The organism is Paraburkholderia sp. GAS206C, from assembly GCF_050435645.1.
Classification (GTDB): Bacteria; Pseudomonadota; Gammaproteobacteria; order Burkholderiales; family Burkholderiaceae; genus Paraburkholderia; species Paraburkholderia phenazinium_B.
Genome location: NZ_JBNDKR010000006.1, coordinates 77,556 through 98,811, shown reverse-complemented (window position 1 = coordinate 98,811; position 21,256 = coordinate 77,556). Strand labels below are relative to the sequence as shown.

Below are 21,256 nucleotides of genomic sequence, written 5' to 3'. Positions count from 1 at the left end.
AGGCAGACTCGCTCATGAAAGCAGCCGCGTTTGACTATGTACGCCCTCGGGAAATAGCCCAGGTTTTTGCACTGCTCGAAGAGTACGGCGATGAGGCCCGGATCATTGCCGGCGGGCAGACGCTGCTGGCAACGCTCAACATGCGCTTGTCCGAACCTCAGCTATTGATCGATATCGGCGCCCTCGACGCACTGCGCGGCATCAGCGTTTCCGGCGATCACTTGCGGATCGGCGCGCTTGTCACTCATGCGCAAATCGAAGACTCGGATCTCGTGCGGCGCCACGCGCCGCTGCTCTCGGAAGTTGCGCCGCACGTTGCTCACCGGGCGATCCGCAACCTCGGGACGTTCGGCGGTTCGATCGCATTCGCTGACCCCGCCGCCGAGTGGCCCACCTGTCTGGTCGCGCTGCGTGGCTGGGTGATCGTTTCCGGCGCCACTGGCGAGCGGCGGATCCACGCCGACGACTTCTTCCTCGACCTGTACACCACCGCCTTGCAGCCGGGCGAGGTCATCCTCGCCTGCGAAGTGCCAGTGGCAACTGCAGTATCGAATCACCAGTTTGACGAACTGGTCCGGCGTCATGGCGACTACGCCATCGTCGGCGCAGCGGTCACGGGCAGCATGACGGCCAACGGGCTGATTGAAAATCCACGCGTGGTCTTTCTGGGCACCGGCAATGTTCCCGAAAGAGCCCATGCCGTGGAGGCTTTGCTGGAAACGACCGCCTTGACCCGCGACACGGCTGCGCAATTCGCCGACGCGCTCGACATCGATCCGGCCGCCGATCTCTACCACTCCGCGCAAACCAAGCTGCATTTGTCCCGCGTGGTCCTGAAACGCCTGCTGCACAAGTTCGCCGAGGCCCGCATCGAAGTTCGGCACGAAGGAGACCAACATGCCTGAGCGCATGACTATCCGGCTTGAAGTCAACGGCCGCGCGGTTAGCTGCGAGGTCGAACCGCGTACGCACCTGATCGACTTTCTCAGGGACTCAATGCAGATCAAAGGCGCGCGGGTCGGCTGCGAGCATGGTGTATGCGGGGCCTGCACGGTCCGGCTCGACGGCAGGATGGTGCGCGGCTGTCTGCTGCTCGCGGTGCAGGCGCAGAACGCGCGCGTCGAAACGATCGAAGGCGCCAGCGACCGCGGCGACCTCGCCGAGCTACAGGCTGCGTTCCATGCGAGAAATGCCTTGCAGTGCGGCTTCTGCACAGCGGGCATGCTGATCACCGCGGCCGAACTGATCCAACAGAATCCGCATGCCAACCGCGATGAGATTCGCAAATTCATGTCCGGCAATTACTGCCGCTGTACGGGATACCAGGCAATCGTCGACGCCATCGCGGACGTTCTCGAAGCCCGCCTGCAGCGCACCGCGGCACAGGTGCCATCATGCTGAGAAAACGCCAGCAGAACGACATCGGGCTCGATGAACGCCGCTATATCGGCAGCGCAGTCGCCCGGCCGAATGCACGCCGGCTGCTGCAGGGACGCGGCACCTACGTGGATGACATCGCGCTGCCGCGCATGGCGCATGTGGTCTACTGGCGCAGCCCCGTCGCTCATGCGCGTATCACCGCCTTCGATAGCAGCTTCGCTCGCATGATGCCGGGCATCATCGGCATCTATCAGGCGAGCGATCTGGAAGGCGTGTGCAAGCCGTGGGTGGCCACCTTGTCGCACCTCGCGGGGATGAAGTCGGCGGTCCAGTATCCGCTCGCACCGGGCCATCTTTGCTGGCAAGGCGAGCCGGTCTATGCGGTGGTGGCCGAATCGCGCCGTGAAGCGGAAGATGCCATGCCGTACCTGCAGGTGGAATGGGAGGAGCTGCCGGTCGTGGCAGACATGGAGCACGCCCTCGACGCCGATGCTCCCGTGATTCATCCGGAGCTTGGCGACAATCTCTGCTTCACCCGCACCATCGACACGGGCAATGTGAGCGCGGCCTTCGCAAGCGCAGACCTGGTTGTCGAGGAGACCTACCATTTCGGCCGTCATACCGGCGTCACGATGGAAACGCGCTCGGTGCTCGCAGACTTCAATGCGGCGGACAACACCCTGACCGTATATCACTCGCACCAGGCACCGCACATGATGCAGGATCTTTACTCCCGGCACCTGGATTTGCCGGAGGGATCGGTGCGCGTTATCTGCAAGGACGTGGGAGGTTCTTTCGGCATCAAGGTCCATTCCTATCCCGACGACTTTGCGACAGTGGCATTAGCCAAAATCCTGAAGCGGCCCGTCAAGTTCGTTGCAGACCGGTTGGAGTCCTTCGCAAGCGACATCCATGCGCGCGAGCATCGCGTTCACGCGCGGCTCGCCGCGATGGCCGACGGGCGCATTGTCGGCTTCGAAATCGACGATCTGAGCGGTGTCGGGCCCTACTCAGTGTATCCCAGGACTAGCGGCATCGAGGGAAACCAGGTGCTCAATATCACCGGCGGGCCGTATCAGCACGAACATTACCGTGCGGTCCTGCGCGTCGTCTTTCAGAACAAGTCGCCGATGAGCCAGTACCGCGGGGTCGGCCACCCCATCGCGTGTGCGGTGACCGAAGGCATCGTCGATCTGGCGGCCCAGCGGCTCGGTATCGATCCGCTGGCGTTGCGGCGCATGAACGTCATGCGCGACGACAGCTATCCGCGCACCGCCGCTTCGGGCATCAAGCTCGAGGGTCTGTCACACGAGGCATGTCTGGATGAGATCGAGGAGATGATCGATTACGGGCGGCTTCGCGAGGAACAGCACACGCTGCGTTCGCAAGGCGTATACCGGGGTATCGGCATCGCCAGCATGGTGGAGCTGACCAACCCCGGCGCGGCTTTCTACGGCGTCGGCGGCGCACGGATTGCCGCGCAGGACGGAGCCACGGTACGGCTGGATGCGGGGGGCGGAATTAGCGTGCTGGTTAGCGTGGGCGAACAGGGCCAGGGTACGGAAACCATCTTCGCGCAGATCGCGGCGGATACGCTCTCGATGCCCATCGGCTCCGTCCGGGTCGTCACCGGCGATACCGGCGTTACGCCCTATGGCGGTGGCACCTGGGCCTCCCGAGGCGCGGGCATCGGCGGTGAAGCGGTGCTGCAGGCTTCGATCGCACTCTGCGCACAGGTGATCGACTTTGCGGCCCGCCTCCATCAGCGCGAGCGCACCGGCCTCACGCTGGCAGACGGCGCTGTCGTGGACACCGCGACGGGCGAAACCGTTGCGCGCCTCGCCGACCTCGCGACCCAGGCATACTTCCGCCCGGACACCCTGCCGCCCGGCATTCATCCGGAACTGTCAGCGACGCGGCACTACGCCCAGCGCGACTATCCCTTTGTGTTCACTAACGGCGTGCACGTATCGCATGTCGAAGTGGACGTGGAAACCGGCATGGTCAAACTGCTCAAGCATTGGGTAGTGGAAGACTGCGGCAGAGTGCTCAATCCGATGCTGGCGGACGAGCAGATTCGCGGTGCCGTGGTGCAGGGAATTGGCGGCGTGCTGTTCGAGGAATGTCTTTACGACGCGGGCGGTTCGCTTCGCAACGGCAACATGGCCGACTATCTGGTCCCCATGGCCGCCGAGATGCCCGACATCGAGGTCGCACACATCGAAACGCCTACCGCAACGTCACAGCTTGGTGCCAAGGGAGCGGGCGAAGCGGGCACGGCGGGCGCGCCGGCGGCCGTCATGAACGCGATAAACGATGCACTCGCGCCGTTCAATGCCCGGCTTACGTCCCACCCGATCACGCCCGAAAAAATATTGATCGCACTGGGGACGGTAAGCGCTTCTAGGTAATGAAAATGTCGCCGGCGCCTTTCATGAACGCGTGCACACGATCGCCGATGATCCGGTCCAGGTTCCGCGGAAAAGGCTGCCCATAGATGAACACGCGAATGCCAATATAGAAGATGCCGCCGTGCAGTCCCCACAGATGCTCGAGTTCGGCATCGTCGAGCTTTCGAGAGGAGGGACGGCCGAGATGGACGCGCGTCTCGCGAATGATGAGCGGGAACAGTCGACGCTTGAGCAAGGCCAGATACTTCCTGGGGATGTAGCTGTCATTCATGCCCGACAACAGCAGGATGCGGACCCAGTCGCGCGTCAGGATGGTGCGGGCATAGTCGATATAGAAACGCGTCAGGCGTTGCTCCAGCGGCACCTCGGCGTCGACCACCCACTGCTCCCATTCGCGCTTCCATCTGCCTAGATAAACTTCCTCATAGACCCGTTCGATTAACGCCTGCTTGGTCGGGAAGTAATGGTAAAGAAGAGGATGCGTGATGCCGATCTCTTTGGCGAGGTCGCGCATTTGCCCTCCCAGTCCCTTCTCGGAGAAAAACTGCACCGCGCCTTCCACGATCTGCTGTTCGCGCGCCTCGGTGCTGAGGCGACGCCGTGGTTGTCCCGCTGCAGATCCGCTCACTTCTTCGCGGCTCCGCCCAGATACTCGGCAAGGAACGTGTCCATCGCCTCATAAAACTCGAACATGTTCTCTTCGTTGTGAAAACCGTGCCCTTCGTTTTCCTTGAGGATGTATTTGACATCCACACCACGGGCCCGCAATGCGTCGACGATCTGATCGCTCTCGGCCTGTTTGACTCGCGGATCGTTGGCGCCTTGCGCAACAAGAAGCGGCGTCACGATCCGGTCCACGAAGAACAGCGGCGACGCATCGTGCAGTGCCTGCTTGCCCTCTTCGGTCCGCGGGTCGCCGATCATCTCGTACAGCATATCGAGCATCGGCTTCCAGTAAGGAGGCATCGATTCGAGAAACGTGAAGAGATTCGATACCCCGACATAATCGACGGCCGCCACATATCGGTCCGGCGTAAACGTGACGCCCGCCAGCGTCGCATAGCCACCGTAACTGCCGCCGTAGATCGCGATACGCGCCGGATCGACGATCCCTTGTGACACGAGCCAGTCGACGCCGTCGTCAATATCGTTCTGCATCGCCCGGCCCCATTGCCCGAAACTGGCCTCCCAGAAAGCGCGTCCGTATCCCGTCGAACCGCGGAAATTGATCTGCAGCACCGCATAGCCGCGATTCGCAAGCAGTTGCGCTTCGGCATTGAAGCCCCACATGTCTCTCGCCCAGGGACCGCCGTGCGGATTGACGACCAGCGGCAAGCGCTCGGCGACACCCTGCCCCAGCTCGAATCCCGCGGGCAACGTCAGATATCCACTGAGTGGCAGGCCGTCGCGTGCCGTGAAGCGGATCGGCGACATCGGGACCATATCGGCCGGATCGAGCCACGGCATCATGTCCGCAAGCCTGGCAAGCTGTCGACGCGCGACATCGTAGATCCACACGGAGCCGGCCGACCGATCGCTTGTAGTACGCACGATCGCGCGCGACTCGTCGCGTGTGATACTCGCGATGTTAATTTCCTGATCCGGCAATTGCCGCTCAAGATCGGCCATGACGTCTCGCGCCCAGTCGTCGAAAAAGTGGCGATGAACCCGATCGTCGATGTATGACGCAGCTGTCAGCACGCGCCGATGTTCTGAATACGCGAGATCGCCCACATCGACATGCGCGGTTTCGAACAGCAACGCACCCTCTTCACCCGTCTGCGGATCGAACTCGAAAAATGCGGCTTTGTCGCGCCCCCGATTCGACAACACGTATAAGCGTTTGTCATCGAAGGTAAAGAACAGCGGCGCGACAGTCTCGCGAAAGTCCGTCGTCAGAATGGCCCGGAAAGCCTCTGCCTCGGTGTCACGGTAAAGCAGCGTCTGGTTGACACCATCGGATGCGATCGCGGCGCGCAACCGCCCCTGGTGGTCAGTTAGCCAACCCATGACGTTGCCAGGATTCTCGGCGATCGGTGTCAGATCGCCTGTTATGACGTCAACACGAAAAACGTCGAAGACCTGCGGATCGCGACGATTCATCTGGATCAGCACGTGGCGGTCGTCATCCCTCAGGTCATCGACAATGTCGGCCTTGACGCCATCGAACGGCGTCAGATCGCGCGGCTCGCCACCGTCGATCGGCACCGACAGCACGTGGAAGTTCTCGTCTCCGCCAAAATCCTTGACGAACAGAATGTGGTCGTTGCCTTTCCATGCGTGGCCGGGCACGTCCCGTTCCGTCTCGCTGGTCAACGGACGCGGCTCGCCTATGGGATTGCCTTCAGCATCGATGCCCTGCACGAATACATTCTGGCGGCCGGCGTGTCGCGCAAGAAAGGACAGATGCTTTCCATCGGGAGCGATCGTGAACGAATGCTTGTCGGGTTTGCGAAAGAAGTCTCGCACCGTGTAGTGTCTGGCCGGGCCACGTTTGGCTGGGCCACCGTTACCGCTACCCTTTTGTCGATCGTCAGCAACCATGCGTGTCTCCATGAAAACTGCATTTGAACACGAGACGCGCCTTGATGCGCGCGTGACGGGCTCGTGGCCTGGAAGGATGCGCGTTCATTCTCGAGGTGCCGCTGCGCGCTCTATGGCAGCGATATCGATCTTCTTCATTTTCATCATCTCTTCCATCGCACGCCGTCCCGCATCACGATCACTGCCGCCGACAAGCTCGATTAGCCGCCTCGGCGTGATCTGCCACGAAAAGCCCCAGCGGTCCTTGCACCAGCCGCAAGGCGCTTCCTCTCCGCCATTGTCGACAATGGCATTCCAATACCGGTCGGTCTCTTCCTGGCTATCCGTGTAGATCATGAAACTGACCGCCTCGTTCGGCTTGAAATTGGAGCCGCCGTTCAGGCCAAGAAAGCGCTGGCCGAGCACGGTGAAGTCGACCATCAACTCCGCGCCTTGTCCAATGCCCGGTATGGGCGAGACATGACCCGCGTCGACATGGCTGTCCGGAAAGTGGGCGGCGTAAAACTCTGCCGCTTCGTGCGCTTTACCTTGATCGAACCACAAGCATGTTACGAGCTCAGTCATCGCAATCTCCTTTCAGAAACACGCAGCACGAACTGGTTTTGAGGGCAGCATCCTGACACTCACGCCAACGGAACAGTTGGCATGAGCGTCGATAATAGCCTGGGTGTACAGAGCGAAGTGCACGCGACCAAAGATCTCATCTGGAAGTCTCCATGCCGCCTGTTTCTACTCCCCCGTCAAACGCACTTCGCAGGTACTCGCCCAGGAAGTCGACGAACGTGCGCAGCTTGGCAGACAGCCTGTTGCGTTCGAGGTAGATTGCGTGGATATCGGCGTTCGGGAGGGCCCATTCGACGAGCAGCGGCACCAGTTCTCCGCGTTCGATATGGCCGCTGATCTCCCACTGCGAGCGCGCAACGATACCGCGTCCATCGAGCGCCCACTGCAGCACGATGCTGCCGTCATTGCTCGACAGCGAACCATCGACTTTCACCGTCTCCGCACGCTTGCCCCGCGAGAAATGCCATGTTCCGTACGCCGAATCATTCTCGCGCAGCACAATGCACGAGTGGCGGGTCAGGTCGTGCGGCACGGAGGGCTGGCCATGCCGCTTCAGATACGCCGGCGATGCGCACACGATGCGCCGGTTCTTCAGCAACAGACGAGCGTTGATACGCGCGTCGGGGACCTCGCCGAACCGGATGCCGAGGTCGAAGCCTTCTTCCTGCAGACTCAGCGGCCGCTCAGTCAGTTGCAACTGGATCTTCATCGACGGAAAGCGCTCGACGAACTCCGATACCGCGGGTGCGATATGTGTCCGTCCGAAACCGAACGACGCATTCACTCGCAGCAGACCCGTAGGTTCGCCACGGCTACGCGTGACGAGATGCTCCAGTTCCGACAGGTCGTCGAGGATGCGCGAGCCGTTGGCGAGATAGAGCTCGCCTTCTGGCGTGAGGGAAAGACGCCGCGTTGTCCGGTTCATCAGCCGCACGCCAAGGCGCTGCTCCAGTTGCGCTAGCCGCTTGCTGACGGCGGGCGGCGTCACGCCTAGCTCGCGCGCCGCAGCCGCCAGGTTGCGGTTGCGCGCAACCAGCGCAAACAGATTCAGATCGGAAAAGCCATCCATCGCGTCACTCCCTGCCCAGGCTCATTCGTTCCTTAAAGTTACGACCGGATTGCTTTTGTGGAAACCCAATCGCCCATGGCATGAATTAGACTGCAAACAACTTCAGGAGACAACCATGTTCGAAGCGTTCTGCGACGCATCGACAACCGTCGACGGCGTCCGGATTCACGCGATCAAGGGCGGACGCGGCCCCGCGCTGCTGCTCTTGCACGGTCACCCGCAAACCCACGCGATCTGGCACAAAGTCGCGCCCACCCTGGCCGAGCACTTTACGGTGATCGCCGCCGATCTGCGCGGTTACGGCGACAGCGACAAACCCCAAGGCGCCGACGACCATGCCAACTACTCGAAGCGCCGCATGGCGCTCGACCAGGTCGAACTGATGCGCGCGCATGGATTCACGTCGTTTGCGGTCGTCGGTCATGATCGCGGTGGACGCGTCGCGGCACGGATGGCGATCGACCATCCGGATGTCGTGACGCAACTCGTAACACTCGACGTCGCGCCGACCGTCGCGATGTACGAACAGACCTCATTCGAATTTGCGCGCGCCTACTGGCACTGGTTCTTTCTCGTACGTCCCGCACCCTTCCCCGAAACGCTGATCCGCGCCGACCCCGACCTCTATCTGAAGCAGACCATGGGTGCCCGCAGCGCGGGGCTCAAGCCGTTCACGTCCGAGGCTTACGCCGCCTATCTGCGTTGCCTCTCCGATCCGGCCACCGCGCACGGGATCTGCGAAGACTACCGGGCCTCGATCACCATCGACCTCGAGCACGACCGCGCGGATCTTGCGGCAGGCAAGCGCATCGTCTCACCGTTCCTCGCGCTATGGGGCGCGGACGGCGCAGTCGGCAAGTGCTTCGATCCGCTGGCGGAATGGCGTCACTGGAATGCCGACGTCAGCGGCGAGGCGCTGCCTTGCGGTCACTACATTGCCGAAGAAGTGCCGGCGTTACTCCTCGAACGCGTGCTGGCATTTCTTCAGCGCTGATTCGCTCCTGATCCGTACGTTTGATCCTTACCAGTCGGGTTTCAATCATGTCCTCACAAACGCTTTACCGGAAACTGGTCGATTCGCATACCGTATCGATCATCGACGCGGAGCACGTTGTGCTCTACGCCGATCTGCACATCATGAACGAGTACACCAGCCCACAGGCATTCGCGGGGCTGCGTGAGAAAGGCCTGCGCGTGCGGCGTCCGCATCAGCAGATGGGTATCGTCGATCACGTGATTCCGACGCGGCCGGTGCCGGTTCGCGCGCGCACGATCGAGGTCGTCGACGCCGCAAAACAGGCTACGAATTTCACGCGCAATTGTGCGGAGCATGGCATTCATCTGTTCGACGTCACCGATGCGATGCAAGGCATCGAGCACGTCGTGGCGCCCGAGATCGGACTGATCCGTCCCGGCATGGTCGTGCTGTGCGGCGACAGCCACACCACCACCTACGGCGCACTCGGCGCGCTCGGATTCGGCATCGGCACCTCGGAGGTCGAGCACGTGCTGGCCACGCAGACGCTCGTCTACCGCGTCGCGAAAGACATGCGTATCGTCGTGGACGGCACGCTGCAACCGGGCACGACTTCGAAGGACGTCGTGTTGCACATCATTGCGCAGATCGGCGCGCAAGGCGCGCGCGGATACGCGGTCGAATACGCAGGAGAGGCGATAGCCGCACTGTCCGCCGAGGCGCGCATGACCCTCTGCAATATGACGGTGGAAGCCGGCGCGCGCGCCGCGTTGATCGCACCGGACCGCACGACGCTCGACTATGTCTGCAGCAAGGTACGCGATCTCGATGCGCAAACTCTAGACGCCGCGCGCTCAGCGTGGTCGCAACTGCGCTCGGATGCCGATGCGCATTTCGACGTCGAACACCGGTTCGACGCAACGCGCGTCGCGCCCTATGTCACGTGGGGCACGAGCCCGGACCAGGCGATTCCGGTCGACGGCCGCATTCCCAACGCCGACGCCACGGACGGCTCCGGTCTCGACGTCGCGACGATGCGCAAGGCGCTCGACTACATCGGACTGCCTGGTGGCGCGCCGATCGAAGGCACGGCGATCGATCGCGTGTTTATCGGCTCGTGTACGAATGCGCGGATCGAAGATCTGCGTGCGGTCGCCGCCGTCGTGCGAGGCCGCAAAGTAGCATCGACGGTGCGCGCGATGGTTGTGCCGGGCTCGGGCATGGTGCGTGACCAGGCGGAGCGCGAGGGCATCGCGCAGTTGCTAATAGAGGCCGGATTCGAATGGCGCCAGCCGGGCTGCTCAATGTGTCTGGCGATGAACGACGACGTGCTCGCACCGGGCGAGCGCTGCGCATCCACGACGAACCGCAATTTCGAAGGGCGCCAGGGGCGCGACAGCAAAACCCATCTGATGAGCCCCGCGATGGCCGCCGCTGCCGCGATCGCCGGACGCATCGTCGACATTCGCAAGGAGCTGACTCATGGCTAAGCCGTTCATGATCGCGGGCACCGCCGCCCCGCTGCCGGTCAACAACCTCGATACCGACCAGATCATGCCGAAGCAGTTTCTGCTCGGCATCGACAAATCGGGGCTCGCGCGCGGCCTGTTGCACGACCTGCGCCTCGATGCGGATGGCCATGTGCGCGAGAATTTCGTGCTGAACCGCCCCGAATACAAGGGCGCGAAAATCCTGATCGGCGGTGCGAACTTCGGCTGCGGATCGAGCCGCGAACACGCGGTATGGGGCCTGCAGCAGGGAGGTTTCGAAGCGGTGATCGCGCCGAGCTACGGCGAGATCTTTTACTTCAACTCGACCAACAACCGTTTGCTGCTTGTCACACTGCCGCCTGAGCAGATCGAGGCGCTCGTCGCCGAACTCGAGAACGGCAGCGACAAGCACGTATCGATCGACGTTGAGAACGAGGTCGTGCTGACGCCTTCGGGACAGCACTATCGGTTCTCGCTGCCCGCGCGCCAGAAGCAGATGCTGGTGGAGGGGCTCGATATGATCGGCTTGACGCTGCGCGAGGAGAAGGCGATCGACGCCTTTGAGACGCGCCACTGGGCAGCGCAGCCGTGGTGCCGTATCGATCTGCCGGCGCAGCAGAATCACCATTGAATAAGACCAGGCGCCAGGCACGCTTGATAGCGTTACATAGGAGACAAGAATGAGCACCACCATAGTCCATCCGCAGGAGGACGCCGCGCTGGAGACTCGCGTCGTCAGAAAGATCTCGCGGCGCATCACGCCGTTTATCATCGTTCTGTACTTCCTGAGCTTTCTGAATCGCGTGAACGTCGGCTTCGCAGGCCTCACGATGAATCACGACATCGGCCTCACGCAGGCCATGTTCGGTGTCGGTGCGGGGATTTTCTTCGTCGGCTATATCGCTGCCGGCATGCCGTCGAATCTCGCGCTGCAACGTATCGGCGCGCGCCGTTGGATCGCACTGCTGATGGTCGCGTGGGGTGTTCTGTCGGCGGCCACGGCGTTCGTCAGCGGTCCGTACAGCTTCTATACGCTGCGCTTCGTACTCGGTCTCGCGGAAGCAGGCTTTTTCCCCGGCATCATCCTGTACCTGAGCTACTGGTTTCCGGCGCGCCATCGGGCGTTCGTCACGGCCATGTTCATGACGGCGGCGCCACTATCGAACATGATCGGCTCGCCGATCTCCGGTGCGTTGATGAGCCTCGAAGGTTTCGCCCATCTGCACGGCTGGCAGTGGCTGTTCCTCGTCGAGGGCGCGCCAACCGTGCTGCTCGGCGTCGTCTCGTTCTTCTTCCTGACCGACCGGCCGGAGGATGCGCAGTGGCTCGCGCCCGCCGAGCGCCAATGGCTGAGCGGCGAGATGCAGCGCGAACGCGATGGCAAGGCGGCGCAGAGCAAGTCGAGCGTCTGGAGCGCGGTGAAGGATCCGCGCGTGCTGCTGCTCGCGCTCGTCTATGCGGGCACCTCGACCGGCCTGTACGCGATCGGCATCTGGGCGCCGATGATCATTCACCGCTTCGGTTTCAGCTACTTCGAACTCGGTCTCGTGAACGCGATTCCGAATCTCTTCGCGGTCGTCACGATGGTGCTGTGGGCGCGCAATTCGGATCGCACCAACGAACGCCGCCTGCACGTCGCGATCGCGTGTCTCGCGGCCGGGATCGGGATGCTGATGTCTGGACACGCAAGCACGGTGATCGTGCTGATCGTCGGACTGTCGATCGCGAACTTCGGCATCAATGCGGCAAAGCCGCCTCTGTGGAGCATGCCGACGCAGTTCCTGTCGGGCTCCGCCGCGGCGGCGGGCATTGCGCTGATCAATGCGATGGGCAGCCTGATCGGCGGCACGATTGGTCCGATGGTGATCGGCCGGTTGCGCGATATGAGCGGCGACTACTCGCTCGGCTTGTATTTCGTCAGCGCGACGCTGCTCGTCTCCGCGGTGCTGTCGTATCTGTTCGGTAGGCGCACGCGGCGCGGCGGCGCGTGAGGTCGCGGGGACTTCTTTCGCTGGCCGCTTCCGGGGTATCCTACGCAAGATCCGATTTACCGCTGTTCGATACCCCCTTCACGCGCATGCAAAAGCTCATCATTCATATTGGCGCAGGCAAATGCGGCAGCTCTGCGATTCAGGCCTATCTCGGTGCCAACGCGGCATCGCTCAGAGCGCAAGGCGTACTGATTCCTGGCCTCGACCTGACGATGAACGCGAGCATCGCCGGTCAGCAAATCAACTTTTTCCTGAATCTGGTCAACGCGTCGCCGTCCGCTCAGGCTCCGCATCAGCCTACCCGGCTGGACGCGGTGTCCATCGTGCGGCGACGTCTGGCCGCACTCAAGGAAGAGATGGTCAGAAGCAATCTGCACACGCTGGTGATCAGCGCCGAGAACCTGTCCGACCAGCACGCGTTTTCGAGCCTCTTTGCGGAAGAGAAAGCACATTTCGATGTGCATATCGTTGCCTACATCCGGCGTCAGGACGAGTATCTCTCGTCTGCATGGGGGCAATGGTACGTAAAGGCTTACGAGAGTATCGACGAATACCTCGCGGCCCGTGTTCCGGTCGACGGCGACTGGTACGCCATGCTAAGCCCATGGTTGCGAGACTTCGGCCGGGACCGGGTTCACGTCCGCCGGTTCGATCGAAAGTCCATGTACAACACAGACGTTGTCGACGATTTCATCACCATCACCGGTCTGCCTGTCGACGCAGGTCATAAGAGAGTCGGCGTCATCAATGAAAGCAATGACGAGCGGTTGATTGCTCTGGCACACCATGTGCGGGACGAGTTCTCGTCGATCCACGACACGTCTTTCTACGACGTCATGAACGGCGTCCTCGGCAAGGAGAACCGTCCAAAGAAATCGAAGCCTTATCTTTTCGATCGAACAACACGGCTGAGAATTCTGGATGCTTACGCCGGGAGCAATGAAAAAGTAAAGACGACATTCTTCCCGGAGATCCCTTCCGACACTGCCCTCTTTCCGCCGCCAGGTGAAAACGATGTGCTGGATTTGAGCCCCGTCGAGAAGCTCGAACGGGAAGTGTCCATGCTGACAAGAATCGTCTATTCTCTGGCGAAGAAATTGAGTGAGCCCGCCGCCAAAGAAATTCCTGTCGCGCAGACCGTGAGTTCACCGGCCAAAGGAAATCCGGTGGTTACTCAAATCATTGGCACGATCGCCGTTCCCGGGTCCAAGGTGTTAAGAGAAGCCCTAAGCAGCCAGTGGTATGCGGAGCGGAACCAGGACGTCAGGAACGCGGGCTTCGACCCCTACTCGCATTGGTGCGATTTCGGAATGAAGGAAGGCAGGTTGCCGGCTCCGGACCTCGAGAAGCTAATGGCTGAGTTATCGGCAGAGCGAAACGCACTATCGCAGCAGAAGCCTGGGCCTGCCTAAGCGGAACGCTCGCCCAACAACGGTACATCGAATCAGCCCAGGATCGGGACAAGCGCGTTGTATCAACGCATCTCCGCGCGCAGTTCCCGCACCCCTCGGCCGAGCTTGCGACGCAACAAGGTCCGCAATGTCGCGGCGTCGGCATAGCCCACCTCGCTCGCAATGGATTCGACGTCGAAACCAATCGAAACGAGGTGCTTCGCCCGTTCGATTCTCAGGTCCTGGAAGAACGCCATCGGCGACTTCCCGAGCACGGCCTCGGTGCGGCGCTGCAAGGTGCGTGTGCCGACGGACAATGCGCTCGCCGCATCCTGAAGCGAAAACCCCCGTGCCAGATGGTCGCGAGCCCAACGCTCGAAGCGTGCGATCAGCGGATCGGCGTGGGCAAGATAGTCCGGAATGATGTAGTGCGCCTGCGACGACCGCTTGTCGATGAGCATAAAGCGGGCGACGAACGCAGCCAGATCAGGACTGGCCTGACGCACCAGCCACAGCGCGAGATCGAGGTGGCCCATCATGGTGCCCGCGGTCACGACGCGATCTGCTGCGACGACCATGCGCGAATCGTCCAGCGTAACTGCCGGATAGCGCTGACGGAAGAGCGGCGCCAGCGGCCACGCTGTAGTTGCCGCAACGTTGTCCAGCAGCCCGGCTTCAGCGAGGAGAAAGGTCCCGAGACACGCCGCCGCGATGCCGACGCCTTCTGCATGCCAGGCACGAAGGTACGCGATCGCGTCGCGCACGTCGGATCGTTCCAGCGCTGCAAGCAACCGCTCGGGCTGTTTGGTATTCGGCGCGGGGACCACCACCCAATCCGTCTGACCAATACTGCTCACCGGCTCGACCGCGGCGGACAACCCGAGCGCCGTACGGACCTGTCCGCCGAATCCGACGATCTTCACGTCGAAGGGCGGCGCGGCGAATCCTTGTGCCGCGGCCAGTTCGTTGGCCGTCGCGAAGGTATCCAGCAGAACCGTCAGGCCGGTGTCGAATACGCCATCAAGAGCGAATATAGCCAGTCGCATGTCACAAATGAACCCGTTAATGTCATTAGCGACTATAGCCCCTCGCAGAAGCGACGGCTAGACTGCGGAGCAATGCGGCCATGGCAATCCGATTGGCCGAACAACCGATCCGCCGGAGCACCGCTCAATGAAACTCACGCCCGAACTCTATTTCCTCACGCTCGTCGCCTCGGCCACGATCCTGATGTGGATTCCCTACACGCTCGCAAGGATCGTGACGCGCGGGTTGATTCCGACGTTGGGCAATCCCGATCCTTCGCTGCCGCCCGACCCCGCCTGGGCCGAGCGGGCACGGCGCGCTCACACCAATGCGATCGAGAACCTCGCCGTCTTCGCCCCTCTGGTGCTCACCGCAGCGCTCATCGGCGTAAGCACGCCTGCGACCGTCCTCGCTGCAAAGCTTTATCTCATCGCCCGACTTGTCCACTATTGCGTCTATGCTGCTGGGGTTCCCGTCTTGCGCACCCTCGCCTTCCTGGCCGGCGTCGTGGCGACGCTCATGTTTGCGCTCACCCTCCTCCACCATATTGCGTAGCTACGCATCCGCCATGTCCGATCTGCGTAACCTGACCTTCGAACATCTTCTGAATTACATCGCGGTAGTGGAGACCGGTTCGTTCACGCGGGCAGCAGAGCGGCGCGGCGTCGGGAAGACGACGGTCAGCGACAGCATCCAGCGGCTGGAACTCGAGCTGGGCGCCACGCTCCTTGTCAGGACGACGCGGCGTATCAGTGTGACGGAAGCAGGCGCATCGTTCTTCGAAACGTGTCGCGAGATCGTGCGTCTTGCCGAAGAGGCCATGTCCCTGGCCAGCCCTTCTCAGGATGATCTGCGCGGCACCTTGAGGGTCGCGTCTTCGGTCGAGTACAGCGCGATCGTTCTTGCTCCGGTGCTTGCGCGCATGCGAAGCGCGCATCCGCGGCTGCGCCTCGAGATCGTATCCGGGGATCGCGCTATCGATCTGATTGCGGAAGGCGTCGACGTCGCCATCCGCCTGGGTGAACTGACTGATTCGAGCCATCGCGCGGTGCGCATCGGCGAATATTCGAAGTGGCTGGTCGCCGGTCCCGACTTTGTCGTGCGCAATGCGCTTCCTGAAGACGTTGGCGATGCGGCGAAGCTGGCCTTCGTGGGACTCTCGGTTCTCGCACAGCCGTCACGCTTCGAGTTGTGTAGCGCCGCTGGGGATTCACGCGAGATCGAATTCGTTACCGGTCTGTTTGCCGATACTGTCTACGCGTGCCGCGCGGCAATCGCGGAAGGCGCGGGCATCGGCCTGCTGCCCGACTTCTCGGTTCGCGCGGATATTGCCGCGGGCCGGCTCGTACGTGTGTATCCAGACTGGTCAACCGCGCCCATGACGATTCATGCGTTGCTCCCCCCGGGCAGACATACCGCGCCGAAAGTCCGGGCGTTGATCGATATGCTCAAGGATCATTCACGCGTCGCACGCAGATGACCGTGACGAAGCAGGATGACCGTCGGCACTTCGGCGAATGGCGCGTGCCGGGCGCCAGGATGGAGGCGCAGCCAAGTTCCAGCCGGATAGTGTTCGTTCGCATCCCTAAGTTCTCCGCTCAACACGAATATTTCTTCGCCACTCGGATGCGTGTGATCGTGGGTCTGCGCGCCCGGGTGAAACTCGACCAGGCTGACGTGCTGCCTGCCGCTCGCTAGCGGAGCAATATGCATCCGTGGATTGATTCCATTGCGCCACACTCGAGCTCTCGCACTCCGAACGATTGGATCACAGCGGGAAGCGGATGCTTCGCGATAGATGAGCAGACGTGCCCCACCGTCGCCCGCTTGCACGAGGGGTGCGTCGCAGCGAATGAGGAAGTCGTCGGCATTGAATGTGTGGCCGTTTATCGCAACGTTGCCTCGCAATACATACAGATCGTGCCGCTTCCCCGCATCGAGCGTGTACGTCGCCGAGGGGCCGAAATCTACGATGCCGGCCCACTGCGATTCCGCTGCATCGGTCAGATCGGTGACCCTGCGCGTCTCTCCCGGCACCGCGTCCGGATCGATCCACTCACGTTCAATCAGTTTCGTTTGCATGATGTGCCCCCTGGTTTGGCTGATGCGAGCGCTCACCGGCCGGTTAGCCGTCGAAGCCATTGTGCGCAATGACATCGCATGTCAGAAGGGGCCGGCGCGGCGAAACACAATCCGGGTTTGCCGGACAATGCGCTGCCGCTGGCGGTAGCAAAGCGTGTCCAGCCTCCCCGCCATCCGGATCCTGTTAGTGCTCTTACTATGATGACGTCACTACTGCTACGGAACGGGAAATGGCCGGATAGTAGAGGAGACAACCAGGGAGGTTTCAGTATGCGTATTTTTCTAACCGGCGCGACAGGCTTTATTGGCGCGACCGTGGTCCCCGAACTCATCAAGGCTGGACATCAGGTAATCGGCATGACGCGTTCCGACGCGGGCGCTCAAGCGCTGATCGATGCGGGAGCGGAGGTGCATCGCGGAACGCTGGAGAATCCAGACACGCTTCGCAGCGGCGCGGAGAAAGCAGATGCCGTCATCCACACGGCATTCGATCACGACTTCTCCCGCTTCGTCGAGAATTGCGAAAAGGACAAACGTGCGATTGCCGCACTAGGGTCGGCGCTGGCGGGCTCCGATCGTCCTCTCGTCATTACCTCCGGAACCGGCATAGGCAGCGGTGAACATGGTGAACCGGCGACGGAAGATGTCTTCAATATCAGCCATCCTAATCCGCGCATCGCATCCGAACTGGCCGGAAACGAGCTGCTGGAAGCAGGCATCAACCTGTCGGTGGTACGACTGCCGCAGGTTCACAACCCGTACAAGCAGGGGCTTATCTCGCCGCTCGTTGCCATCGCTCGCGAGAAAGGCGTCTCCGCCTACGTGGGCGAGGGCCGCAACCGTTGGCCGGCATGCCATGTCTCCGATGTCGCGCTGCTCTACCGCCTCGCCATAGAAAAGCGCCAACCGGGCGCGCGCTATCATGCCGTCGCCGAAGAAGGCGTCAGTAGCCGTGAGATCGCCGAGGCGCTTGGACGCGGTCTGAAGTTGCCCACCGTTTCAATCTCCCCAGATGAGGCGGCGGCACATTTTGGCTGGATGGGCATGTTCGTCGGCCTCGATATGCCGGCCTCGAGTGCCAAAACCCAGGCGCTGCTGAACTGGCACCCAACCGGTCCGACACTGATTGCCGATCTCAACGAAGCGCGATTTGTCTAGTCGCTGCGTTGGTTAAGGCCGATTGTTCGCCGCGGAAACAATCGAGGTTAAAGCGCTCGTCGCGACGAGCCTCACCCTTCCCCCATTTGCCGGACTCTGGCGGCGAACGCGTTCAGGGCGAATGCTGACGGCCGTCTTCGATGAAACTCACCGCTGCGGCCGGGGTTCGGCATAGTGCCGCTGCCAGACTGGCAATTTCGTCAAAGGCCTGGCAGTCACGCCGACAGGCGCCTCGCGCAAGATCCCGAAACGAAAATATTTCAGGAAATCGGCTCAAGAAACGCTTCAGCCTGCCGTTATCACGAGGATAGGCCGGTAATCGGGCGCTTCTCTGGTGTTGGCCAGTCAGCCCCAAAGCCGCGTCGCATTGCTTTCGAGCCAATCGAGGGATTCCATGCAAATCCAGCCGACCACCACCGCCACGGCTTTCACCGCCGGTACAACCACCGCGACCACCTCGGGTGACGCGCCGTCCGCTTCGAAGGCTCGCACTGCCGCCTCGTCAGCCGCGGCTGGTGATGTGTCCGCTAGCGCGGTCGCCTCGCCTGGGGCGACGTCATCGAGTGAAGCATCGGGCGCAGCTTCGTCCGGGTCGACCTCCTCCGCTTCCGCTTCAGGTACGGGCGGCGCAGGGGGTGGCGGAGGTGGCGGCGGCGGATCGGTGTCTTCCAGCAGTTCCTCGACCGAGCTCGACGAAATGAATGCGCTCGCCCTTTCGCTCGAAGCCCAGCTGGCGCAAGTATCGTCAGCCGGCGGCTCGGCGGGAGGCGCTGACGCCAGCCAGATCAACCAGATCAAAGCCCAGTTGCAAAGTGCTCAAAGCTCGTTGAGCGAAGCACTGCAGAGTTCGAATACCAGCGAACTCAGCCAGATCGAGAGTCAACTGCAAAGCGCGCAAGGCGCCCTCGCGCAGTTGATGCTGGCTAGCGGTCAGACGACGGGGTTGGTTTCGAGTAGTGCGTGAGGGAGGCGCAGTTCGACCCGTTGTCGACTGGTCAGTCTGCGAAGACCGCCGCGTGCTTCCGAATGAACGCCTCAACAGTCATAGGCGGGGTTCCCGTCAGTTCTTCGACCACCTTGTTGGTACCAGCGAAAATGCCATTCTGGTAGTCGACCGCGACAGACAGAAGATGCTGTGAAAAAGCGTCGCTAAATTTCGAATCGGTATCCAGACGCTTTTCGAACATGTCGAGGTCAATCGGCTGGTACCTCACTTCCCGCTCCAGGGCCCTGCTCATTTCATCAGCAATCTGATGGTGGTTCATCTCGACGGGGCCGTATAGCGGGTAGACCTTGCCCGCGTGCGGAGCTGGATCACGAAGAATCGCAGCGATCACGCGGCCCTGGTCTTCTGCTGCAATCGGTGCATGACGCCCGTTACCAAAGGGCAGTCGCAACGTCCCGTCCTTTTTTATGTTTGCAACCTGGCCGGGATAAGTCAACCATTGCGCGAAGAACGTCGGGCGAATGTGGGTGACCGGGATTCCTGACCAGTCAAATACCCTCTCCGAAATCCAGTGGTCGCGTGCGGCGTGACTCGTTGCGTTCCGGCGAGCGGAAATTTGCGACATGTTGACGATCCCGCCGATTCCAGCCTCCCGGGCCGCCTGAGCAAAATAGACGCTCGCCTGTATGCCCCCCGCTTCGATTGGATAGACAAAGTACGCCGAAAAAATGCCCTCAAGAGCGCGTGCCACGTCATCCAGACTGGAGAGGTTGCCGACCAGAACCTCGACTCCACGCGCCTTCAGTCGTTCCGAACGTTGGTCCTCCTTCCGCACCAGTGTGCGCACCTTTTCACCCGCCGCGAGAAGTGCTTCGGTGGCTGCTCCGCCGGTGTCGCCGGTTGCTCCAGCAACAAAAATTTTCTGACCAGACATTTTGAACGCTCCACGCTGAAGGAAAAGGGCTACTGCATCGGTGCCATGTCGAGGTGCTCAATTCAACTCATGCGAGATAGCTTGCCGGAGCCAGTCGACGAACTGCTTCACTTCGCCTGGGAGACGTTCACCCGGCCGATCCACCCACTACAACCCGCTCGTCTTAAGCCACGAACGAATGGCCTCGAAAAGCTCAGTCTTGCGCTCAAGCGGAAGCCAGTGACCAGCGGGCAGGCTCGCTACGGAAAGGTAGTCGCAGGCGCCACGCATCGGTTCTCCGAGGCGACTGCGGTTGATATCGCAGATGGCGTCCCAATCACCGTTGACGAACAAGACAGGCTGGCGCAGCTGGCCGCCTTCCGGCGCTGTGTGCGCGTAGGCAATGTTGGCGGTGTCGTTCAGGTACCAGGCGTTGACCGAACGGAAACCACTGACATCAAACGCATCGACCAGCGCGTTAAAGTCGGTGGGCGTCCAGAGCGCTGGATCGGGCGGCGTTGCCGGAGCGCGATGCGCCGAGCCATATCGCCCACCGTTTTTTGTGATAAAGGCGGACGGAGAAACCTGCCCGACCGACGCAGGATTGCCACGCCGATAGAGCGACGCGAGCGCTGCCGGGATGTCCGCCTCGAAATCGCTAACCGTCTGGCTGAAGTGCGTCAGGTAAAAGCGAAAGTAATCCCACTGCCCGTCCGGGTATTGATCGGCCGGGTACAACTGACGGTCGATCAGTTGCACGAGATTGGGCAGTGCGAAGCCGTCCGGAAAGTAAGGGACTGAGATCAGCACTACGCCGCGACTGCGCGCCCCGTGGTGCGCAGCCAGCGCTCCAGCCACCGGACTTCCCCAGTCGTGGCCAACCCAGATTGCCGGGCGCGCCCCCAAATGGTCGTGCAGTTCGACCATGTCGTGGACGATCTCGTGCAAGGCATAGGCCCCGGAAGCCGCCGGCGCCGATGAGCCGCCGTAACCCCGCATGTCCGGAGCAACGCAGCGCCAGCCTTCGGACGCGAACGCCTCGATCTGCGCGCGCCACATCAGGCCGATCTCGGGCCAGCCGTGGAGAAAGATCATCAACGGCCCATCGGTCGGCCCAGCTTCCAGGTAGCGCGTTGTGTGGCGCGGCGAGCTGAACGTATTCACGCTCAGGTTAGGAACGTTATCTGAACTGGCGCCGGGGACTACCGTGCCGCCGGCAGCACCAGACCCAGCCCCAAAAGCTGCCTTACCCATCAACAGACCTGCACCAAAAGCGGTTCCATCGGCGAGCAGAGTGCGGCGCGACATGGCTGAC

Annotated in this window: 20 protein-coding genes; 12 read left to right on the top strand and 8 right to left on the bottom strand. The window is 61.7% G+C overall.

Features of this window, described 5'->3' with window-relative positions:
• Nucleotides 1-14 precede the first annotated feature (14 nt).
• From P3T20_RS17805 to P3T20_RS17795, 3 genes are read left to right on the top strand one after another with little or no spacing between them, the layout of a single operon-like run.
• The gene (locus P3T20_RS17805) at nt 15-905 is read left to right on the top strand and encodes an FAD binding domain-containing protein (RefSeq protein WP_429287481.1); all 891 of its coding nucleotides are present in this window, start codon (nt 15-17) and stop codon (nt 903-905) included.
• The gene (locus P3T20_RS17800) at nt 898-1,401 is read left to right on the top strand and encodes a (2Fe-2S)-binding protein (RefSeq protein ID WP_429287480.1); all 504 of its coding nucleotides are present in this window, start codon (nt 898-900) and stop codon (nt 1,399-1,401) included. The genes P3T20_RS17805 and P3T20_RS17800 overlap by 8 nt, the downstream gene beginning before the upstream one ends.
• Nucleotides 1,395-3,791, top strand: coding sequence for a xanthine dehydrogenase family protein molybdopterin-binding subunit (locus tag P3T20_RS17795; protein ID WP_429287479.1), 2,397 nt, complete (start codon nt 1,395-1,397; stop codon nt 3,789-3,791). Before P3T20_RS17800 ends, P3T20_RS17795 begins: the two co-directional genes overlap by 7 nt.
• On the opposite strand, the gene P3T20_RS17790 is transcribed toward P3T20_RS17795, so the two are convergent.
• From P3T20_RS17790 to P3T20_RS17775, 4 genes are all read right to left on the bottom strand, one after another.
• Nucleotides 3,784-4,419: a TetR/AcrR family transcriptional regulator gene (locus tag P3T20_RS17790; protein WP_429287478.1), complete on the bottom strand. Its 636-nt coding sequence runs from the start codon at nt 4,417-4,419 to the stop codon at nt 3,784-3,786. The two genes, P3T20_RS17795 and P3T20_RS17790, sit on opposite strands and share 8 nt — an antisense overlap.
• Nucleotides 4,416-6,335: a S9 family peptidase gene (locus tag P3T20_RS17785; protein WP_429287477.1), complete on the bottom strand. Its 1,920-nt coding sequence runs from the start codon at nt 6,333-6,335 to the stop codon at nt 4,416-4,418. Before P3T20_RS17785 ends, P3T20_RS17790 begins: the two co-directional genes overlap by 4 nt.
• An 84-nt stretch (nt 6,336-6,419) precedes the next feature.
• Nucleotides 6,420-6,899 (bottom strand): VOC family protein, encoded by a 480-nt coding sequence (locus tag P3T20_RS17780; protein ID WP_074265182.1) that lies wholly within the window; start codon nt 6,897-6,899, stop codon nt 6,420-6,422.
• Nucleotides 6,900-7,035: 136 nt separating this feature from the next.
• Nucleotides 7,036-7,968: a LysR family transcriptional regulator gene (locus P3T20_RS17775; RefSeq protein ID WP_074265183.1), complete on the bottom strand. Its 933-nt coding sequence runs from the start codon at nt 7,966-7,968 to the stop codon at nt 7,036-7,038.
• A gap of 115 nt (nt 7,969-8,083) precedes the next feature.
• Between P3T20_RS17775 and P3T20_RS17770 the strand changes: the two genes are divergently transcribed.
• From P3T20_RS17770 to P3T20_RS17750, 5 genes are all read left to right on the top strand, one after another.
• Nucleotides 8,084-8,962: an alpha/beta fold hydrolase gene (locus tag P3T20_RS17770; RefSeq protein WP_074265184.1), complete on the top strand. Its 879-nt coding sequence runs from the start codon at nt 8,084-8,086 to the stop codon at nt 8,960-8,962.
• 47 nt (nt 8,963-9,009) lie between these two features.
• Nucleotides 9,010-10,434 carry a 3-isopropylmalate dehydratase large subunit gene (gene leuC, locus P3T20_RS17765; RefSeq protein ID WP_074265185.1) on the top strand — a complete coding sequence of 475 codons (1,425 nt, stop codon included), beginning with the start codon at nt 9,010-9,012 and terminating at the stop codon, nt 10,432-10,434.
• Nucleotides 10,427-11,065 carry a 3-isopropylmalate dehydratase small subunit gene (gene leuD, locus P3T20_RS17760; RefSeq protein ID WP_074265186.1) on the top strand — a complete coding sequence of 213 codons (639 nt, stop codon included), beginning with the start codon at nt 10,427-10,429 and terminating at the stop codon, nt 11,063-11,065. Before leuC ends, leuD begins: the two co-directional genes overlap by 8 nt.
• 49 nt (nt 11,066-11,114) lie before the next feature.
• Nucleotides 11,115-12,425, top strand: a complete 1,311-nt coding sequence (locus tag P3T20_RS17755) for an MFS transporter (protein ID WP_074265187.1) — start codon at nt 11,115-11,117, stop codon at nt 12,423-12,425.
• A gap of 86 nt (nt 12,426-12,511) precedes the next feature.
• Nucleotides 12,512-13,837: a hypothetical protein gene (locus P3T20_RS17750; RefSeq protein WP_074265188.1), complete on the top strand. Its 1,326-nt coding sequence runs from the start codon at nt 12,512-12,514 to the stop codon at nt 13,835-13,837.
• A 62-nt stretch (nt 13,838-13,899) separates the two neighbouring features.
• On the opposite strand, the gene P3T20_RS17745 is transcribed toward P3T20_RS17750, so the two are convergent.
• On the bottom strand, nt 13,900-14,862 hold the full coding sequence (locus P3T20_RS17745; protein ID WP_429287476.1) for a GlxA family transcriptional regulator: 963 nt from the start codon (nt 14,860-14,862) through the stop codon (nt 13,900-13,902).
• A 127-nt stretch (nt 14,863-14,989) separates the two neighbouring features.
• Here P3T20_RS17745 and P3T20_RS17740 point away from each other — a divergent pair, with 127 nt between their 5' ends.
• A complete protein-coding gene (locus P3T20_RS17740) occupies nt 14,990-15,397 on the top strand; it encodes an MAPEG family protein (protein WP_074265189.1) in 408 nt (135 codons plus the stop codon).
• A gap of 13 nt (nt 15,398-15,410) precedes the next feature.
• Nucleotides 15,411-16,322 carry a LysR family transcriptional regulator gene (locus P3T20_RS17735; protein WP_074265190.1) on the top strand — a complete coding sequence of 304 codons (912 nt, stop codon included), beginning with the start codon at nt 15,411-15,413 and terminating at the stop codon, nt 16,320-16,322.
• Here the strand turns inward: P3T20_RS17735 and P3T20_RS17730 are convergent.
• Nucleotides 16,298-16,924, bottom strand: a complete 627-nt coding sequence (locus P3T20_RS17730; RefSeq protein ID WP_074265191.1) for a cupin domain-containing protein — start codon at nt 16,922-16,924, stop codon at nt 16,298-16,300. The two genes, P3T20_RS17735 and P3T20_RS17730, sit on opposite strands and share 25 nt — an antisense overlap.
• 270 nt (nt 16,925-17,194) lie before the next feature.
• On the opposite strand from P3T20_RS17730, the gene P3T20_RS17725 reads away from it, so the two are divergent.
• Together P3T20_RS17725 and P3T20_RS17720 are read left to right on the top strand one after the other, a co-directional pair.
• Nucleotides 17,195-18,082 carry an SDR family oxidoreductase gene (locus P3T20_RS17725; RefSeq protein ID WP_074265192.1) on the top strand — a complete coding sequence of 296 codons (888 nt, stop codon included), beginning with the start codon at nt 17,195-17,197 and terminating at the stop codon, nt 18,080-18,082.
• Between the two features lie 394 nt (nt 18,083-18,476).
• Nucleotides 18,477-19,046, top strand: coding sequence for a hypothetical protein (locus tag P3T20_RS17720; RefSeq protein WP_143787534.1), 570 nt, complete (start codon nt 18,477-18,479; stop codon nt 19,044-19,046).
• A gap of 31 nt (nt 19,047-19,077) precedes the next feature.
• On the opposite strand, the gene P3T20_RS17715 is transcribed toward P3T20_RS17720, so the two are convergent.
• Nucleotides 19,078-19,962, bottom strand: a complete 885-nt coding sequence (locus P3T20_RS17715; protein ID WP_074265194.1) for an NmrA family NAD(P)-binding protein — start codon at nt 19,960-19,962, stop codon at nt 19,078-19,080.
• Nucleotides 19,963-20,109: 147 nt separating this feature from the next.
• Entirely contained in the window at nt 20,110-21,249 is a 1,140-nt protein-coding gene (locus P3T20_RS17710) for an alpha/beta hydrolase (RefSeq protein WP_254368859.1), read from the bottom strand.
• Between the last annotated feature and the right edge of the window lie 7 nt (nt 21,250-21,256).

What these genes read in the sequence shown, in the direction of transcription:
- P3T20_RS17805 (WP_429287481.1), top strand. Translation starts at nt 15, where the DNA reads ATGAAAGCAGCCGCGTTTGACTATGTACGCCCTCGGGAAATAGCCCAG.
- P3T20_RS17800 (WP_429287480.1), top strand. Translation starts at nt 898, where the DNA reads ATGCCTGAGCGCATGACTATCCGGCTTGAAGTCAACGGCCGCGCGGTT.
- P3T20_RS17795 (WP_429287479.1), top strand. Translation starts at nt 1,395, where the DNA reads ATGCTGAGAAAACGCCAGCAGAACGACATCGGGCTCGATGAACGCCGC.
- P3T20_RS17785 (WP_429287477.1), bottom strand. Translation starts at nt 6,335, where the DNA reads ATGGTTGCTGACGATCGACAAAAGGGTAGCGGTAACGGTGGCCCAGCC.
- P3T20_RS17780 (WP_074265182.1), bottom strand. Translation starts at nt 6,899, where the DNA reads ATGACTGAGCTCGTAACATGCTTGTGGTTCGATCAAGGTAAAGCGCAC.
- P3T20_RS17775 (WP_074265183.1), bottom strand. Translation starts at nt 7,968, where the DNA reads ATGGATGGCTTTTCCGATCTGAATCTGTTTGCGCTGGTTGCGCGCAAC.
- P3T20_RS17770 (WP_074265184.1), top strand. Translation starts at nt 8,084, where the DNA reads ATGTTCGAAGCGTTCTGCGACGCATCGACAACCGTCGACGGCGTCCGG.
- leuC (WP_074265185.1), top strand. Translation starts at nt 9,010, where the DNA reads ATGTCCTCACAAACGCTTTACCGGAAACTGGTCGATTCGCATACCGTA.
- leuD (WP_074265186.1), top strand. Translation starts at nt 10,427, where the DNA reads ATGGCTAAGCCGTTCATGATCGCGGGCACCGCCGCCCCGCTGCCGGTC.
- P3T20_RS17755 (WP_074265187.1), top strand. Translation starts at nt 11,115, where the DNA reads ATGAGCACCACCATAGTCCATCCGCAGGAGGACGCCGCGCTGGAGACT.
- P3T20_RS17750 (WP_074265188.1), top strand. Translation starts at nt 12,512, where the DNA reads ATGCAAAAGCTCATCATTCATATTGGCGCAGGCAAATGCGGCAGCTCT.
- P3T20_RS17745 (WP_429287476.1), bottom strand. Translation starts at nt 14,862, where the DNA reads ATGCGACTGGCTATATTCGCTCTTGATGGCGTATTCGACACCGGCCTG.
- P3T20_RS17740 (WP_074265189.1), top strand. Translation starts at nt 14,990, where the DNA reads ATGAAACTCACGCCCGAACTCTATTTCCTCACGCTCGTCGCCTCGGCC.
- P3T20_RS17735 (WP_074265190.1), top strand. Translation starts at nt 15,411, where the DNA reads ATGTCCGATCTGCGTAACCTGACCTTCGAACATCTTCTGAATTACATC.
- P3T20_RS17730 (WP_074265191.1), bottom strand. Translation starts at nt 16,924, where the DNA reads ATGCAAACGAAACTGATTGAACGTGAGTGGATCGATCCGGACGCGGTG.
- P3T20_RS17725 (WP_074265192.1), top strand. Translation starts at nt 17,195, where the DNA reads ATGCGTATTTTTCTAACCGGCGCGACAGGCTTTATTGGCGCGACCGTG.
- P3T20_RS17720 (WP_143787534.1), top strand. Translation starts at nt 18,477, where the DNA reads ATGCAAATCCAGCCGACCACCACCGCCACGGCTTTCACCGCCGGTACA.
- P3T20_RS17715 (WP_074265194.1), bottom strand. Translation starts at nt 19,962, where the DNA reads ATGTCTGGTCAGAAAATTTTTGTTGCTGGAGCAACCGGCGACACCGGC.
- P3T20_RS17710 (WP_254368859.1), bottom strand. Translation starts at nt 21,249, where the DNA reads ATGTCGCGCCGCACTCTGCTCGCCGATGGAACCGCTTTTGGTGCAGGT.